Below are 14,792 nucleotides of genomic sequence, written 5' to 3'. Positions count from 1 at the left end.
GCCCTGGCCGGCGGCCAGCACGATGACGGCCGCGATGCCCGGGCCGGCGGGCGGGGACGGATCGGCGATGGGGTCGGCTGGCCTCGGGGGCACGGCTCATCCCTCCTGCGAACGGCGTCGCGGACTTCGGCGGCCCGGTCGGCGGCGCCTCCGACGGCGTACCACCGCAGCGGCGAGGGTACGGCCCCGATGGTAGTCCGGGCGGGGCGAGCGCCTGACCGGTGCCGCGCGACGGTGCGCGGCCTGGAACACGCGGGCGCTCCGCCGCCAGGATTCGAACCTGGACCATTGGAACCAAAATCCAAGGTGCTGCCGTTACACCACGGCGGATCGCAGGGGGTCAGTCTCTCACGGGCCGGGTGCCGGTCGGGTCGGACGGCCGTGGGCCGGACCGCCGGGACCACCGTCAGACGCGGCGTTGGCGAACGTCGGTGAGGTGGTCGGCGGCCGTCTGGAAGTCGCGATCGTCGTGCAGCACCACCAATCCGTGCTGGGCGGCGATGCCGCAGATCAGGAGATCGACCAGCGACAGCGCGCGGATCGCGCCCGCCCGCGCCAGCGCGTGCTGCGCGGCATTCGTCCAGCGCCAGATGCTCTTCGGGACCGGAATGTCGGGGTAGTGCGTCGCGAGGTCGCGGCTCATCTGCTCGAACTCGGTGACGCCCCGGGCCGATCGGAGCAGTTCGATGCGTTGCGGGGCGCACGAACCCACCTCGCCGGCCTCGATGGCCGGTCGCCACCGTTCGCGGATCCCGGCGTCGCGCTGAATGCGCCACAATGCCGACGAATCGACGAGGTACACGTCAGGACCGGCCCGATTTGTCGCGGCCTCGCAATTCCTTCCAGCCCTCGTAGTCCCAGTCCTGGGCCCGTTGGATGTACCCGTCGAACTCGGCCGCCCGCCGCAGCTTGGCTGCGTAGTCGCGCAGGGCTTCGTTGACCGCCTCCTTCTTCGTCTTCAGGCCCGACCGGCGCAGCACCTCGGTGAGGGCGTCGTCGTCGATGTCGATCTGGGTCACGGACACGCCGCCTCCGATGGTGGTGATGTACATCCAGCACCAACATTACCGTGATAAGCGGGCGCCGCCGGGGGTCGGGTGCGACGAATTCATCGCGATCGAGCCGGACGCACCGCTGCAGTACCCTCGGCCGACGAACCCCTCGTCGCCTCGGCGAGGGGCTTTTGGCGTGGCCGGCGCATCATCGACCGGCCGCACCGGTGAGGAGTGCTGCAGTGGGATCCGGATCGTTGCGGGGATTGTTGTCGGCGGTGGCGGCCGATCCGTTCTTCGTCGCCGTAAAACAGGCCACCGGAGCCGTCACCCACCGGCTCACCGCACCGCCGGCGGTCCGCCCGTTCGTGGTGTCGGCCCTGGCCGCCGGGTATCCGGCGGACGGTGTTCCGGTGCTGCTGGTCACCGCGACCGGGCGGGAGGCCGAGGCCGCGGTGGCCGCGATCGGCGACCTGCTCGGCGACGAGCGCGTGGCGCTGTTCCCGTCCTGGGAGACGCTGCCGCACGAACGGCTCTCGCCGCGGGCGGACACCGTCGGCCGCCGGCTGGCCACCCTGCGCCGGCTGGCCCACCCGGAGGAGCACCCGGCCGGCTACCCGGCGGTGGTCGTGGCGACGATCCGGTCGCTGATCCAGCCGATGGCGCCGCACCTGGGCGAGATGGCGCCGATCACCCTGCGCGTCGGGCAGTCCGAGGACCTGACCGACCTGGTCGAACGGTTGATCGCGCTGGCCTACGGCCGCGTCGACATGGTCGAGAAGCGGGGCGAGATCGCCGTCCGCGGCGGCATTCTGGACATCTTCCCGCCGACCGCCGACCACCCGGTGCGGGTCGAGTTCTGGGGTGACGAGGTGTCGGACCTGCGCGCGTTCGGGGTCACCGACCAGCGCTCGCTCGGCGCGGTCGGCGAGCTCGTCGCGCCGCCCTGCCGGGAGATCCTCCTCACCGCGGACGTGCGGGAGCGGGCCAAGCAGCTGTCGGCGCAGCAGACCGGCGACCCGACGCTGGCCCAGATGCTGGACAACCTGGCCAACGGCATCACGGTCGAGGGCATGGAGTCGCTCATCCCCGTCCTGGTGGGTGACGAACTCGAGCTGCTGCCGAACCTGCTCCGCGCCGGCACCCACGTGGTGCTGGCCGACCCGGAGCGCATCCGCACCCGGGCCGCCGATCTGGTCCGCACCGGCGAGGAATTCCTGGCCGCGTCCTGGAGGGCCGCGGCCACCGGCGGTCGGGCGCCGATCGACCTCGGTTCGTCGGCCTACCGGTCCCTGGGCGACGTGCTCGACGTGGTCCGCGACGCCGAGCTGCCGATCTGGCGGATCGCGCCGTTCGCTGCCGGCCCGGACGAGGGCGAGAGCGGGGCCGGCGACGGCAAGCCGGGTGTGGTCGCCGCCCCGGCCTACCGGGGCGAGCTGGCCACCGCGATCGCCGGCGCCCGGGAACGGCAGGCGGCCGGCGGCTCCACCGTGCTGGTCGTCGCCGGCGCCGGCACCGCGGCCCGGGCGGGGGAGCGGTTGGCCGAGGCCGATCTGGGGGTCGTCGTCGCCGAGCACCTGTCCGATGCGCCGCGCACCGACGTCGTCACCGTGACCTGCGGCCGGCTCGAGCACGGCTTCGTGCTCCGTGGATCGGGCCTGGCCGTGCTGACCGAGGCCGACCTGACCGGCTCCGCCGGCGTCAACCCCGAGGCGGCCGCGGCGCGGCTGCCGGCCCGCCGCCGCAACGCCGTCGACCCCCTGGCGCTCAAGCCGGGCGACTACGTCGTGCACTCCCAGCACGGCATCGGCAAGTACGTCGACATGGTGCAGCGCACCTCGGGCGGGGCGACCCGCGAGTACCTGGTCGTCGAGTACGCCCCGAGCAAGCGCAACCAGCCCGGCGACCGGCTCTTCGTGCCCACCGACGCGCTGGACCAGCTCTCCCGCTACGTCGGCGGCGAGGTGCCCACGCTGAACAAGCTCGGCGGCGCCGACTGGGCCAAGACCAAGGGGCGGGCGCGCAAGGCGGTCCGGCAGATCGCGGCCAAGCTGGTGCAGCTCTACGCCGCGCGGGCCTCGGCCCCCGGCCACGCGTTCGGCCCCGACACCCCCTGGCAGCGCGAGCTCGAGGACGCGTGCCCGTACACCGAGACGCACGCCCAGCTGGCCGCGATCGACGAGGTCAAGGCGGACATGGAGCGCCCGGTGCCGATGGACCGGGTGATCTCCGGCGACGTCGGTTACGGCAAGACCGAGATCGCCGTCCGCGCCGCGTTCAAGGCGGTGCAGGACGGCAAGCAGGTCGTCGTCCTGGTGCCGACCACCCTGCTGGCGCAGCAGCACCTGTCGACGTTCTCCGAACGGATGGCCGCGTTCCCGGTGACGGTGCGCGGGCTGTCCCGGTTCACCGACGAGGGCCAGTCCAAGGAGACGATCAAGGGGCTGGCCGACGGCAGCGTGGACATCGTCATCGGCACCCACCGGCTGCTGCAGCCCTCGATCCGGTACAAGGACCTCGGCCTGGTCGTGGTGGACGAGGAGCAGCGGTTCGGCGTCGAGCACAAGGAGCACATCACCGCGCTGCGGGCGCACGTGGACATGCTGACGATGTCGGCCACCCCGATCCCGCGGACCCTGGAGATGAGCCTGGCCGGGATCCGGGAGATGTCCACCATCGCGACGCCGCCCGAGGAACGGCACCCGATCCTGACCTACGTCGGCGCCTACGACGAGAAGCTGGTCGCGGCGGCGATCCGGCGCGAGCTGCTGCGCGAGGGCCAGGTCTTCTACGTGCACAACCGGGTCGCCGACATCGACTCGGTCGCCCGCCGGCTGCGCGAGGCGGTGCCCGAGGCGCGCATCGCGGTCGCGCACGGGCAGATGAACGAGGACCGGCTGGAGAAGATCATCGACGGGTTCTGGGCCCGCGAATGGGACCTGCTGCTGTGCACGACCATCGTCGAGACCGGCCTGGACATCTCCAACGCCAACACCCTCATCGTCGACCACGCCGAGGTGCTCGGGCTCTCGCAGATGCACCAGCTGCGGGGCCGGGTCGGCCGCGGTCGCGAGCGGGGTTACGCGTACTTCCTGTACCCCTCCGAGAAGCCGTTGACCGAGACCGCGCACGACCGGCTGGCGACCATCGCGCAGAACTCGGATCTCGGCGCCGGCATGGCGGTGGCGATGAAGGACCTCGAGATCCGCGGCGCCGGATCGATCCTGGGCGCCGAGCAGAGCGGTCACATCGCCGGGGTCGGGTTCGACCTCTACGTCCGGCTGGTCGGCGAGGCGGTGACCGCGTTCAAGAAGGCCGCCGCGAGCGCCGGGGGCGAGGAGGCGCCGGAGGAACCGGCCGAGGTGCGCGTCGACCTGCCGATCGATGCCAACGTCCCGCACGACTACATCCCGGCCGAGCGGCTGCGGCTGGACGCGTACCGGCGGATTGCCGGGGTGACGTCGGCGGCCGACGTGGCCGCCGTCCGCGACGAGCTCACCGACCGGTACGGGCCGATCCCCGAGCCGGTGGAGAACCTGCTGGCGGTGGCCGAGTTCCGCCAGCGGTGCCGGATCGCCGGCGTCACCGAGGTCACCTCCGGGCCGCAGGGCCTGCGGCTGGCTCCGGTGACCCTGCCCGAGTCCGGCCAGCTGCGCATCGCCCGGCTGTACCCGGGCTCGCGCTACCGGGCCGCGACCTCGGTGCTCACGCTCAAGCCACCCACCGAGGGCGGCCGGATGGGCGCCGCGGCCGTGCGCGACCGGGACCTGCTGGGCTACCTGGCCCGGGTGCTGGAGGACATCGCGCCGGCGCCGGTGGCCGCGCGGACCTGACGGGTGTCGCGCGATCGGGCGCACAGCGACCGCGTTGGGTGATCGGAACCGCCGATCCGGCGATCGCTGCTACGCTCGGCCGTGTCGAATCCCTCCACGGGGTGATGGGCGGGGTCGGCCTGATCACGTGGGGTCAACACCATGGTCAAATCCGACCTGCCCGTCCGCCGGCCCAGAACCGTCAGGGTGCGGCACCAGCCGTACGGACGCCACTCCCGGGTCCGCGAGCGCACCTTCGCCGTCGGGCGGTTGCTGATCGCGGGCGCCACGGTCCTGGTGCTGGCCGCGATCGGGGCCGGCTGGTGGGTCTGGAACGGGGTCAGCCGCCAGCTGGAGGAGCGCGCGATCGCGGCACTCGCGCCCGACGACCCCAACATCCGGACCCCGCAGGCTCCCGCCGACGCCGCCACGCCGGCCGGCACCGCCGAGAACATCCTGATCGCCGGGGTGACCCCGCGCCCGGCCGGCGCGGAGGGCGCGGGGACGGGCACCGAGCAGACCGGCATCCTGCTGCTGGCCCACGCGTCGGCGGACCGCAGCCGGATCGACCTGGTGTCGATCCCGGACGACCTGCTCGTCGCGGCGCCGCAGTGCCAGACCTGGGATCCGGCCACCCGCACCAGCGGGCCGGACGCCGCCGGCGGTGGCAGCGCCCAGTGGCGCATCGGTGATGCGTACGCGGTCGGCGGCCCGCCCTGCACCGTGCGCGCCGTCCAGGCCGCGACCGGGTTGCGCGTCGACCGTCTCGTCATGATCGACCGCACCGGCTTCAAGGACATCGTCGACGCGATGGGCGGGATCGACGTGCCGGAGTCGGTCGCGGTCGCGGCCGACGGCCGGCCGGTCGCCGCCGGGGGCACGGCCCGCACGATCGGCGGCGACGAGGCCCTGGCGCTGGTCGACGCCGTGCTCGACGCCGGCGGCCCGGCCGGCGGGCCCGATGCCCTGGCCCGGCAGCGCGCGTTGGTGGCGGCCATGCTCGCGCAGCTGACCAGCCGGGAGTCCCTGACCGACCCCGTGGCGTTGAACAACACGCTGCAGGCGGTCGTCGCGCACGCGACCACCGCCAACGTGTCGGTCGACGAACTGGCCGAACTGGCCCTGTCCGTCAGGGGCGGCCGCGGGGCGGTCGAGGAGTACTCCCTGCCGTCCGAGGTCGACCCGTCCGGGGCCGGGCGCCGGTCCACCGCGGCCACGGCCGCGTTCACCGACGCGCTGATCGCCGACGTCGCCCCGCCGGCGACCGGCGGCTGAGACCTCGCGTCAACCCACCGGCGCCGGTCCGCTCAGGACAGGACGAACTTCTCCCACGGGCCGACGGCGGTCCGGTTGGCGACCAGCGGATCGCGACCGGCCGACTCCGCGGTCACGAACAGCCCGTTCGCGTGCGAGCGGAAACTGACCGTCCCGTCACCGTTGTCGATCAGGTCGAAGGTCTCCCACGGCCCGACGGAGGGACGGTTGGCGATGAGCGGGAGCGAGCCGGACCCGTCGGCGCAGACGAACTGCTGGTTCGCGGCGGAGAACAGCGCGACGTCGTTGCCGCCGTCCAGCCGGCGCAGGGTGAACGTCTCCCACGGCCCGATGGCCGGCCGGTTGGCGATCAGTGGGTAGGCGCCGGCCAGTTCGGCCGTGACGATCTGGTCGTTGGCAATGGCGCGGATGCCGACGGTGCGCGGTCGGGGCACCCCCGGGCGGATCCACTGCATGTCCGTGACGGTGGTCTCGTACTGCGGCCAGGTCTGCCCGTTCGCGGGGGCGTAGAAGCGGGTGCTGACGGTGTCGGCGGCCGGATCGATGGTGATCAGCTGCGTCGGGTTCGTCGTGTTGGAATGGAACGTGCCGAGGAACGAGGCCACCCGGGTCGAGTCGGCGCGGGTGTCCACCCGGCTGCCGGCGATGCCGACGTGGCCGGAGAAGACCAGCTTGACGTTCGGATTCGGCGCCACGACCTTGCTGTACAGGTACTGGGGGCTGGTGGCGCCGTAGCCGCCGTTGCTGCCGTCGATGATCGCGTCCTGGTTGAGGTACGAGTGCGTGACGACGATGACGTTGTCGTCGGGGTGGTCCTTGACGACCTGGGCGGCCCAGTCGACCACCTGCGGGCGCGGCCACAGTTCCAGGGTCAGCACCAGCCAGTCGGCCCCGCCGGCCGAGAAGGTGGACCAGGCGTTGTCGACCTTGCCCGGCTCGAACAGACCCTCGATCCCCGGGAAGCGGGAGACCGGGAAGTACGCGTTGTAGGTCCAGGTGTCCCGGACGGTGACCCGGGCGGACTTGCCCGGGCAGGCCGAGCCGCCGGTGCAGGTGGCGCCGGTGTCGTGGTTGCCGATCGCTCCCGCCCACGGGATGGAGGCGTCGTCGAGCACGGCCATGGCCGCGCTGCCCTTGGCGTACTGGGCGTGATCCGGCGTGTCCCAGTTCATCATGTCGCCCGTGTGAAGGACATATTTCAGATTCAGGCTCGACCGGTTGTCCCGCAGCCAGCTGGTTCTATCGGAAAACCGATCGTCCGACTCTCGGGTCACTTCGTTCTGGGTATCGGGGATGATCGCAATAGTGAACTGCCGGCCGTCCGCTGCTCCAGTGGTCGCCTTAGTCGATGCTGGCACAGGGGGCGCGAAGAACGAAGTTGACAGGGTGACGGACGCGACCAGCAGCGTCACGGCAATTCCAACCAGTCTCATGCTGCAACCTTAGACTGAAGCCGGCCAAGTGAATCCCACGCAATTGGGGCAAGCGCGAACATGGCGCTGACCCGGTCGGGGGATGCAATGTTGGCCTACGGTTACGATCCCCACATGCCTGACTGCGGACATCATGCCGTGTTCGGCCGGTCGATGTAACTATTTCAGACCGTCGGGAGGCTACTGAACAGCAGTGACTGGGTTGCGCCCATGGACCCAGGACCGCCTGAGGGTCAACAGGTAATGAGGGCACAGGCCGCAACTGCGAGATCGGCCACTTCCAGACTGCGCCACGATCCGTTCAAGATTCACCCATTCGCACCGCCTGAGATGTCTGAGTTCACTTAGGTGCCGCGGGCTGTCCTCGTCGACGCGGTCTCGCCGTGGCCGATGAGTGAGGGCAGGGGACAGGGTTAGCAACAAGTCGGCCGTCTCTTGTCAGGATCGGTACGCCATCGTCCAGGACGCCTGGTGAGGTTCGGAAGTCGGCGCGCCGCCTGGGCCTGTCGCATGCTGCGCCCTCACCAGGCGTGAACTCTTCGGGTACGCCCGAAAGTCGGCCAGCAGACGGAACGCGCTTTCGCCGCGTATCCGTACGTCGGGCGCATGTCCGGGCTCGGGGCCGGGGTGTCCTTGGCAATGGGGCGGTTCGCTGGGCGTTCGGGTTGGCGGACGCCTGACCGGTACGGGCGCGCGCAGGATGGCCCTCGGCTCACGTCCTTGCCCCCAGGACCGCTACCGCTGGTCTTTGGTTGGCGCTCGGATGCGAGGATACAGGCGCTGATAGGAGTACGACGTCGAGTCGTAAGTCCTGCCGAGAATCGATATCGAGCCCTGAACCCCTATTCGGTATCACCCAATTGATGTATGCGCACCAAATTCGCGAATGCGATATCACCAACGATGATCGATCGCGGACGGTCCAATGCGCGGCTCCTTGGTTCGAGCTCCGAGAATGGTGAGAGCAGGCCGTCGCGGCCAATAGTCGCGGTTGGCATGCCTGGGGGGTTCGAATTTTCGCCGGCAGATTCGATTTCGACGACGGCGGCGGAAGATCCGGATACTTCGGCGAATCGTTGGCAAGCCGATGGGCGCTGAAGTAATTTGTATGGGTGCTGAGCCGTTGACGGCGTTGGCGGAAGGAAATGAGGTGTGATGGCACATCGGCGGCCGGTGAAACCGCTGCTCCGGGGGGTGATGGCAACGCCCTGCTTCCACACAAAGGCACGTTCTGGCGCGCATCAGGTGCACTCTGCCCTCACCGGGACCAAAGCTCTGGTAGATGAATCGCGAACCGTTTGATTCAAGCAGTCCGTGCCGGTGCCTGCTCATCTTCGATCACTGAGCATGGACGCGGGGGGACGGGCACCGGGTGTGACCAGTTGTTCACGCAAAGATTTCTGTTTGATCAGATTGGGAGGTGGAACACTGTCAATTATGGGCCGAATGACCCGACGGGCTTGATGGCAGGGGGTCAGATGTTTCGTTCGGTTGAGCGGCACCGCGGCGGTGCTCGGCATTCCGATGCGTCGCCATCGCGGGAACGGCGCGGACGCGTGATCACGTCGTGCTTTGTCCTGGTGACCGTCTGCGTCGGGTGTGCCGTGCCGACATCCGTGACGGACTCCGCATCTGATGTCGGTGCAGGGGTACTGCCAGTAGAGAGGTCGGTTGTCTTCGCTCAGGATGAGCCTCCAGCCGCGCCCGATGCGGCAACCGCCACGGCACCGGTGACTCGGCGGGATCCGGGTCCCGCGGTCAGGTCGATGGCGCTCACGCGCGGGAAGATGGAGTTGCTTGCTTCCGTGTCCTATCCCGACGGAGTCGTCGTCCGGATCGATCAAATCCGGAACAGGGTCGAGTCCGGCCACGGGCCCGGGTCTTACGGCGGCCGCACATACGTCGCTGTCACGCTGACCGTGGTCAACCGGTCGACCACCCCGATCGACCTGAATGAGGTGGTGGTCACGGCCACCTACGGATACCCAGCTCTGGTCGCGCCGCCGGTCTACGAGGGTCCGGAGGCGGCCGACTTTTTCGGGGCCGCCGCGCCAGGCGCCTCGGTCTCGGCGACGTACGCCTTCGCGATTCCGCCAAAGAACAGGGCGGGCGCCACCCTGCAGGTCGACCTGGACGCGGCCCATGATCCGGCGATCTTCGGGGGTTCGCGATGAGGGCATGGCACCACCAGCCCCGGTGGTTGGCGGTCGGCTCGGCCGTCGCGCTCCTGGTCGCCGTAGGTGCATCGGCGAGTGCCACCGACGCCATCGCGGATACCGCACCGGCGGCCGGCGTGCCGATCACCGTGAGTGCGGACGCCCTGCCCACGTGGCAGATCAACGGGGTCGTCTGGAGCCAGGTCATCGTCGGCACCACCGTGTACGTGACCGGTGAATTCACCAAAGCCCGCCCACCGGGAGTTCCCGCCGGCGGATCCGGCGAGGTGACCGCCAACAACATCTTCGCCTTCGACATCAGTACCGGCAATCGGGTCAGCGCCTTCAACCACTCGTTGAACGCGCAGGGCCGGTCGATCACGGCATCACCCGACGGCACAACAATCTATGTCGGCGGCAGCTTCACCAGTGTCGACGGGGCCGCCCGTGGTCACATCGCTGCCTTCGACACCGCCTCCGGGACGTTGAAGTCCGGGTTCACCCCGAATGCTTCCGGCTCCGTGCGGGCGGTGAGCGCGACGAATTCCGTCGTCTATCTGGGAGGTGGCTTCAGCGCGGTCAGCGGTCAGAGCCGGAAGAACCTCGCGGCCGTCGGGGCGAACGGCGCGCTTCAGGCGTGGGCCCCCAAGGCGGACGACGGGTCGGTGTGGTCGATGGTAGTCGCGCCGGACCAGAGCCGAGTGATCGTCGGCGGCGCCTTCACGACTCTGAACGGCCAGTATGCGTACGGCATGGGATCTTTGCGAGCATCGGGATCCGCGACCGCCGCTGGTGACGTGTTGCCCTGGGCGGCCAATCGGACGATCAAGGATGCCACGACAACCGGTGCCATCACGTCCCTGCGGACCGATGGCACCTTGATCTACGGAACCGGCTATGCCTACGGCTCAGGATCCAGTTTCGAGGGAACCTTCGCGGCCACCCCCGGAGACGGGAGCATCACGGTGCTCAACGACTGCCATGGGGATACCTATGACGTCGCCCCGATCGGCCCGGTGATGTACAGCGTCGGCCATGCGCACGACTGCCGCTGGGTCCGCAGCTTCCCTGATACCAGCCCGCGCGTACGCTGGCAGCGGGCCCTCGCCCAGACGACGACCGCGACCACGACCAACGTCGGCCCGGACAACTACGGGTGGAACTTCAACGGAGTGCCCGCCTCCGCCGTCCTGCAATGGTTCCCGCAACTCGACGCCGGCACCCACACCGGTCAGTCGCAGGCCGCGTGGTCTGTCGTGGGAAACGGCAGCTACGTGGTCCTGGGCGGTGAGTTCCCCCGGGTCAACGGCACCCCGCAGCAGGGGCTGGTCCGGATGGCCGTCTCAACCCTGGCACCGAATAAGCGCGGGCCGACTTACACGACGAATCCGCCGCGCGCGGTTCCGGCGACCACGGCCACATCTGCGTCGACCGGAAGCGTGACCGTCACCTTCGGAACTGCGTGGGACTACGACAACGAGAACCTGACGTACGAAGTCTTCCGGGATGCGGACAGGGTGACGCCGGTCCATTCGACCAAGATCAACACCAACTTCTGGACCCTCCCAACGAGATCCTTCACCGATTCGGGCCTTCGCAGTGCATCCACGCACACTTATCAGGTGCGCATTCGAGACTTCTTCGGCAACACGCTGTGGAGTCCGACCAGCAACACTGTCACAGTGAAATGAACTCGGGATCACCGCCACCCGCAGCCCAGCGGGTGGCGGCGCCGTGGTTGCCGCCGGCGAACGGCGCCCGGCATACTTGCCCTGCGTCGGCGAGCCGGGGGAAGGACGACACCGTTGAGTGGATTGAAGGGCATGGTGCCCTCGAGCGTCAAGCGCAGGGCCAAGCTGTTGGCCTACCAGGGGACAAAGTACGAGTGCCCCTTCTGCGGCTTCAAGGCCCGGGCGTTGCGCCCTCACGGGCACGACTTCGACGTGCTCAAGCAGCGTGACGTCGTCGGTGGCGGTGTGCGCCCTTCACGCTGCTTCCAATGCGGGAGCGCGGACCGCGAGCGGCTGATCTTTCTGTACCTCAGGAATGATCTGCGCCTCCTGGACCACCCCGAGGCGACCAGGGTGTTGCATATCGCGCCGGAACCACGGCTGGCTCGAGCCCTGCGCAAGGTCGGATTCACCGAGTACATCATGGGTGACCTCCACGCCGAGGGCTACAGCTACCCCGATGACGTGCTCGACATCGATGCTACGAACATCCCGTTTGCGGCGGACAGTTTCGATCTCATCCTCTGCAGCCACGTATTGGAGCACATCCCCGACGACAGTCGGGCCATCCGCGAACTCGCCCGGGTGCTGCGCCCGGGAGGGACTGCCATCCTCCAAGTGCCGATCTCGGCCAACACTCAGGACACGTTGGAGGACTTCAGCGTCACGGACCCAAAGGCTCGCGAGCAGGTGTTCGGCCAGTTCGATCATGTGCGCATCTATGGCCAGGACTACGTCGATCGATTGGCCGCCGGCGGGTTCACGGTGAAGCGTGTCGACGTAGCGAGCAAGTACGAGGAGTACGGGACCAATCCGCGCGAAGAACTTTTCGTCTGTACCGTGTGACCAGGGTGCAGGGCGCCTCGTCGATTGCCGCCCTTATCGGTGTGGTGGCCGGCTCGGCCCGGCCGCGAGAATGAGATTCTGATGACCGGTACCGATGCCCGCACGAGCCTGGGTGACCGGGCCGCTCGCGGGTCCGGCATTGTCTTGGCGACCCAGGCGGTTAAAGTCCTGGTCCAGTTCGGCTCGCTCGTCGTGCTGGCCCGCCTACTGTCACCAGAGGACTTCGGCTTGGCGGCCATGGTCATCTCGGTCATCGGGATCGCCGACCTGCTACGGGAGTTCGGGTTGTCGTCCGCCGTCGTTCAGGCGAAGACTGTGAGCGCCGGCGAACGCACCAATCTATTCTGGGTCAACGTCGGATTCGGTCTGCTCTGCACCGTTCTGGTCTCGGCGGCGGCCCCACTCATCGTGTTGATGTACGACGGCAGGACCGAGTTGGCGCCGGTCACCCTCGCCCTCGCCTGGGTGTTCCTGATCAGCGGGACGAACACGCAGTTCAGGGCCGATCTGACTCGGTCGATGCGCTACGCGAGCCTGGCGCTCTCCGACGTCGCCTCCCAGGTGCTTGGCCTGGCGGTCGCAATCGTGCTGGCCGCCAACGGCGCCGGGGTGTGGGCCATCGTCGGGCAGCAGCTGACTGCTGCCTTGGTCGCGCTCATGGTCAACGTGGCCTCGACCCGCTGGATCCCTGGTTGGCCCCAACGGCACGTCTCCGTTCGGCGCTTCCTGCGGTTCGGCGGGAATCTCTTTGCCACGCAGGCCCTGACCTACCTGACGAAGAACGTCGACAACATTTCCCTGGGGATCGTGTTCGGCCCGACGCCGCTGGGCTACTACAGCCGCGCCTACCAGCTGTTGATGGCCCCCTTGAATCAGATCAACGCTCCGATGACCGGGGTAGCCCTTCCCGTCCTGTCGCGGGTCCAGGACGACGACGAGCGCTTCGTCCACTACCTTAGGCGCGGGCAGTTGCTCGCCTGCTACTTGACCGCCACGGTCTTCACCGTCTGTGCCGGGCTTTCCGAACCGCTCGTCCTGGTCCTGTTCGGCCAGGATTGGTTGCCGGTTGCCCCGATCTTCGCCATTCTGGCCCTCGGCGGGATCTTCCGCTCGATCCAGCAGATCGCCTTCTGGACCTATTTGGCTCGCGCACAGACCGGCGCTCAACTCCGGATGATCCTGGTCACGCGGCCCATCATGATCGGCATGATGCTTGCCGGTCTTCCGTGGGGCCCTGTCGGGGTCGCGGCCGGTCACAGCCTCGGTTATCTCATGTTCTGGGTCGTCTCGACCTGGCATGCCGGTCGCTCGACCGGAGTCGACGGCTGGGCCCTCATGCGCGGCGCGGCCCGACCGGTACTCCTGGTCAGCGCTCCGGCCGGAATCGTCGCTTGGGCGGCCACCTTGATCGCCGTGGCTCCGGTCCTGCAACTCCTGATCGGGACCGGAGCGGCGTTGACCTGCCTGGGCCTGATGATGCTGTTCAGTCGGACGGTGCGGGGCGACGTCCGAATTCTCTTCGCGTTCCTCCGTCGGGCCGTTGGCACACGTAGCCGTCGTCGCTGATCGAGGCCCCGGTTGCTATCACCCGCCGGAAGCAGAATCTAGCGATAGCTAGGAGGAGGTGGCTTCGGGAGCAGCCTCGCTGACCACAGCCGGTCGCCGGGTCGGCCGGATGTGGGACGTGGCGCCGAGCGTGGATGGCGGCGCATCCGGGCGGGCATCGCGCTGAACCGCCCGCTGTGCGCTGACATCCTCGTCCAAACGGCGTCGTCCCTCCCGCGCAGTGAAGACGAAGGACTGGTACGACCAGAATTTGAAGGCCGAGCCTGCGACGAGGCCGATCACATTGGCGGCGACATTGTCGGCCCAGGGCGAGTCAAGACCGAGGATCGATCGCGAGACCCACAGGCACAGTAAGGAAATCCCCAGGCCGACAAGAGAAAGGACGAAGTAGACGGCGAATTCACGAGCCCTTTCGGTCCGGCCCCGCCCCCGGAACGTCCATAGCCGGTTGCCGAGCCAGGTCAGGAAGATTGCGATGAGTGTGCTGATCGCCTTCGCCAAAAAGGGATCGTCCTGGAGCAACGGATCGCTTCCGACGTGGCAGAGCAGGTTGAATACGGCAACATCGACAATGAACGCGATGCCACCCACTGCTCCGAATTTGGCAATGCGCTTGAGTGTATTCATCGAAGAGCGAACCCCACCCTGTCGCCGAATGTTTACCGACGATACTACACCGAGTAAGCGAGACTGCCCCTTTGAGGTCAATTTATCGACCGAACGTGGCGACCATGCCCACCAAAGAGGCAAGACCTGTCGATGTGACAGCTCATGGCGCGTGCGACTCCCTCATTCGGGAACAATGTCGGTGTCTTCGGGGCGGCCGGCATGGCTTCCGGGCAGGGCCGCCGCACTCGCGTGGAGCAACGTCCGCCTTCGCCCCGAGGCCGCCGGCCGTCGCCTACAATACTGCGGGCGGAGTTGTCTTCGCCGGTAAAGGCACGAGCCAGGTGAGGGGCCGAGAACAGGTGATGGGGAGTGC

10 protein-coding genes and 1 tRNA gene are annotated in these 14,792 nt (G+C 68.6%); 6 read left to right on the top strand and 5 right to left on the bottom strand.

Features of this window, described 5'->3' with window-relative positions:
- Positions 1–259: 259 nt before the first annotated feature.
- From ACOJUF_RS04970 to ACOJUF_RS04960, 3 genes are all read right to left on the bottom strand, one after another.
- A tRNA-Gln gene (locus tag ACOJUF_RS04970) sits at positions 260–330 on the bottom strand.
- A 76-nt stretch (positions 331–406) separates the two neighbouring features.
- On the bottom strand, positions 407–802 hold the full coding sequence (locus ACOJUF_RS04965; RefSeq protein WP_420120757.1) for a PIN domain-containing protein: 396 nt from the start codon (positions 800–802) through the stop codon (positions 407–409).
- Between the two features lies 1 nt (position 803).
- Complete coding sequence (locus ACOJUF_RS04960; protein WP_420120756.1) at positions 804–1,052, bottom strand: type II toxin-antitoxin system VapB family antitoxin; 249 nt, start codon at positions 1,050–1,052, stop codon at positions 804–806.
- A 182-nt stretch (positions 1,053–1,234) separates the two neighbouring features.
- On the opposite strand from ACOJUF_RS04960, the gene mfd reads away from it, so the two are divergent.
- Together mfd and ACOJUF_RS04950 are read left to right on the top strand one after the other, a co-directional pair.
- Positions 1,235–4,825: a transcription-repair coupling factor gene (mfd, locus tag ACOJUF_RS04955; protein WP_420120755.1), complete on the top strand. Its 3,591-nt coding sequence runs from the start codon at positions 1,235–1,237 to the stop codon at positions 4,823–4,825.
- Between the two features lie 141 nt (positions 4,826–4,966).
- Positions 4,967–6,079: an LCP family protein gene (locus tag ACOJUF_RS04950; RefSeq protein ID WP_420120754.1), complete on the top strand. Its 1,113-nt coding sequence runs from the start codon at positions 4,967–4,969 to the stop codon at positions 6,077–6,079.
- A 32-nt stretch (positions 6,080–6,111) separates the two neighbouring features.
- Here ACOJUF_RS04950 and ACOJUF_RS04945 read toward each other — a convergent pair whose 3' ends face one another.
- Positions 6,112–7,512 carry a metallophosphoesterase gene (locus ACOJUF_RS04945; protein ID WP_420120753.1) on the bottom strand — a complete coding sequence of 467 codons (1,401 nt, stop codon included), beginning with the start codon at positions 7,510–7,512 and terminating at the stop codon, positions 6,112–6,114.
- 1,766 nt (positions 7,513–9,278) lie between these two features.
- Between ACOJUF_RS04945 and ACOJUF_RS04940 the strand changes: the two genes are divergently transcribed.
- The 4 genes from ACOJUF_RS04940 (at position 9,279) to ACOJUF_RS04925 (ending at position 13,810) form a co-directional block, all read left to right on the top strand.
- Positions 9,279–9,686: a hypothetical protein gene (locus tag ACOJUF_RS04940; RefSeq protein ID WP_420120752.1), complete on the top strand. Its 408-nt coding sequence runs from the start codon at positions 9,279–9,281 to the stop codon at positions 9,684–9,686.
- Between the two features lie 26 nt (positions 9,687–9,712).
- Positions 9,713–11,359, top strand: a complete 1,647-nt coding sequence (locus ACOJUF_RS04935) for a hypothetical protein (RefSeq protein WP_420120751.1) — start codon at positions 9,713–9,715, stop codon at positions 11,357–11,359.
- A gap of 114 nt (positions 11,360–11,473) precedes the next feature.
- Positions 11,474–12,244 carry a class I SAM-dependent methyltransferase gene (locus ACOJUF_RS04930; RefSeq protein ID WP_420120750.1) on the top strand — a complete coding sequence of 257 codons (771 nt, stop codon included), beginning with the start codon at positions 11,474–11,476 and terminating at the stop codon, positions 12,242–12,244.
- A gap of 81 nt (positions 12,245–12,325) precedes the next feature.
- Positions 12,326–13,810: a lipopolysaccharide biosynthesis protein gene (locus tag ACOJUF_RS04925; protein WP_420120749.1), complete on the top strand. Its 1,485-nt coding sequence runs from the start codon at positions 12,326–12,328 to the stop codon at positions 13,808–13,810.
- A 48-nt stretch (positions 13,811–13,858) separates the two neighbouring features.
- Here the strand turns inward: ACOJUF_RS04925 and ACOJUF_RS04920 are convergent, their stop codons facing one another.
- Positions 13,859–14,437, bottom strand: coding sequence for a GtrA family protein (locus ACOJUF_RS04920; protein ID WP_420120748.1), 579 nt, complete (start codon positions 14,435–14,437; stop codon positions 13,859–13,861).
- Positions 14,438–14,792 lie beyond the last annotated feature (355 nt).

It is taken from the genome of Nakamurella sp., from assembly GCF_048594475.1.
Taxonomy (GTDB): domain Bacteria; phylum Actinomycetota; class Actinomycetes; order Mycobacteriales; family Nakamurellaceae; genus Nakamurella.
The sequence above is the reverse complement of the archived record's forward strand: the minus strand, read 5'-3'. Positions and strand labels throughout refer to the sequence as shown.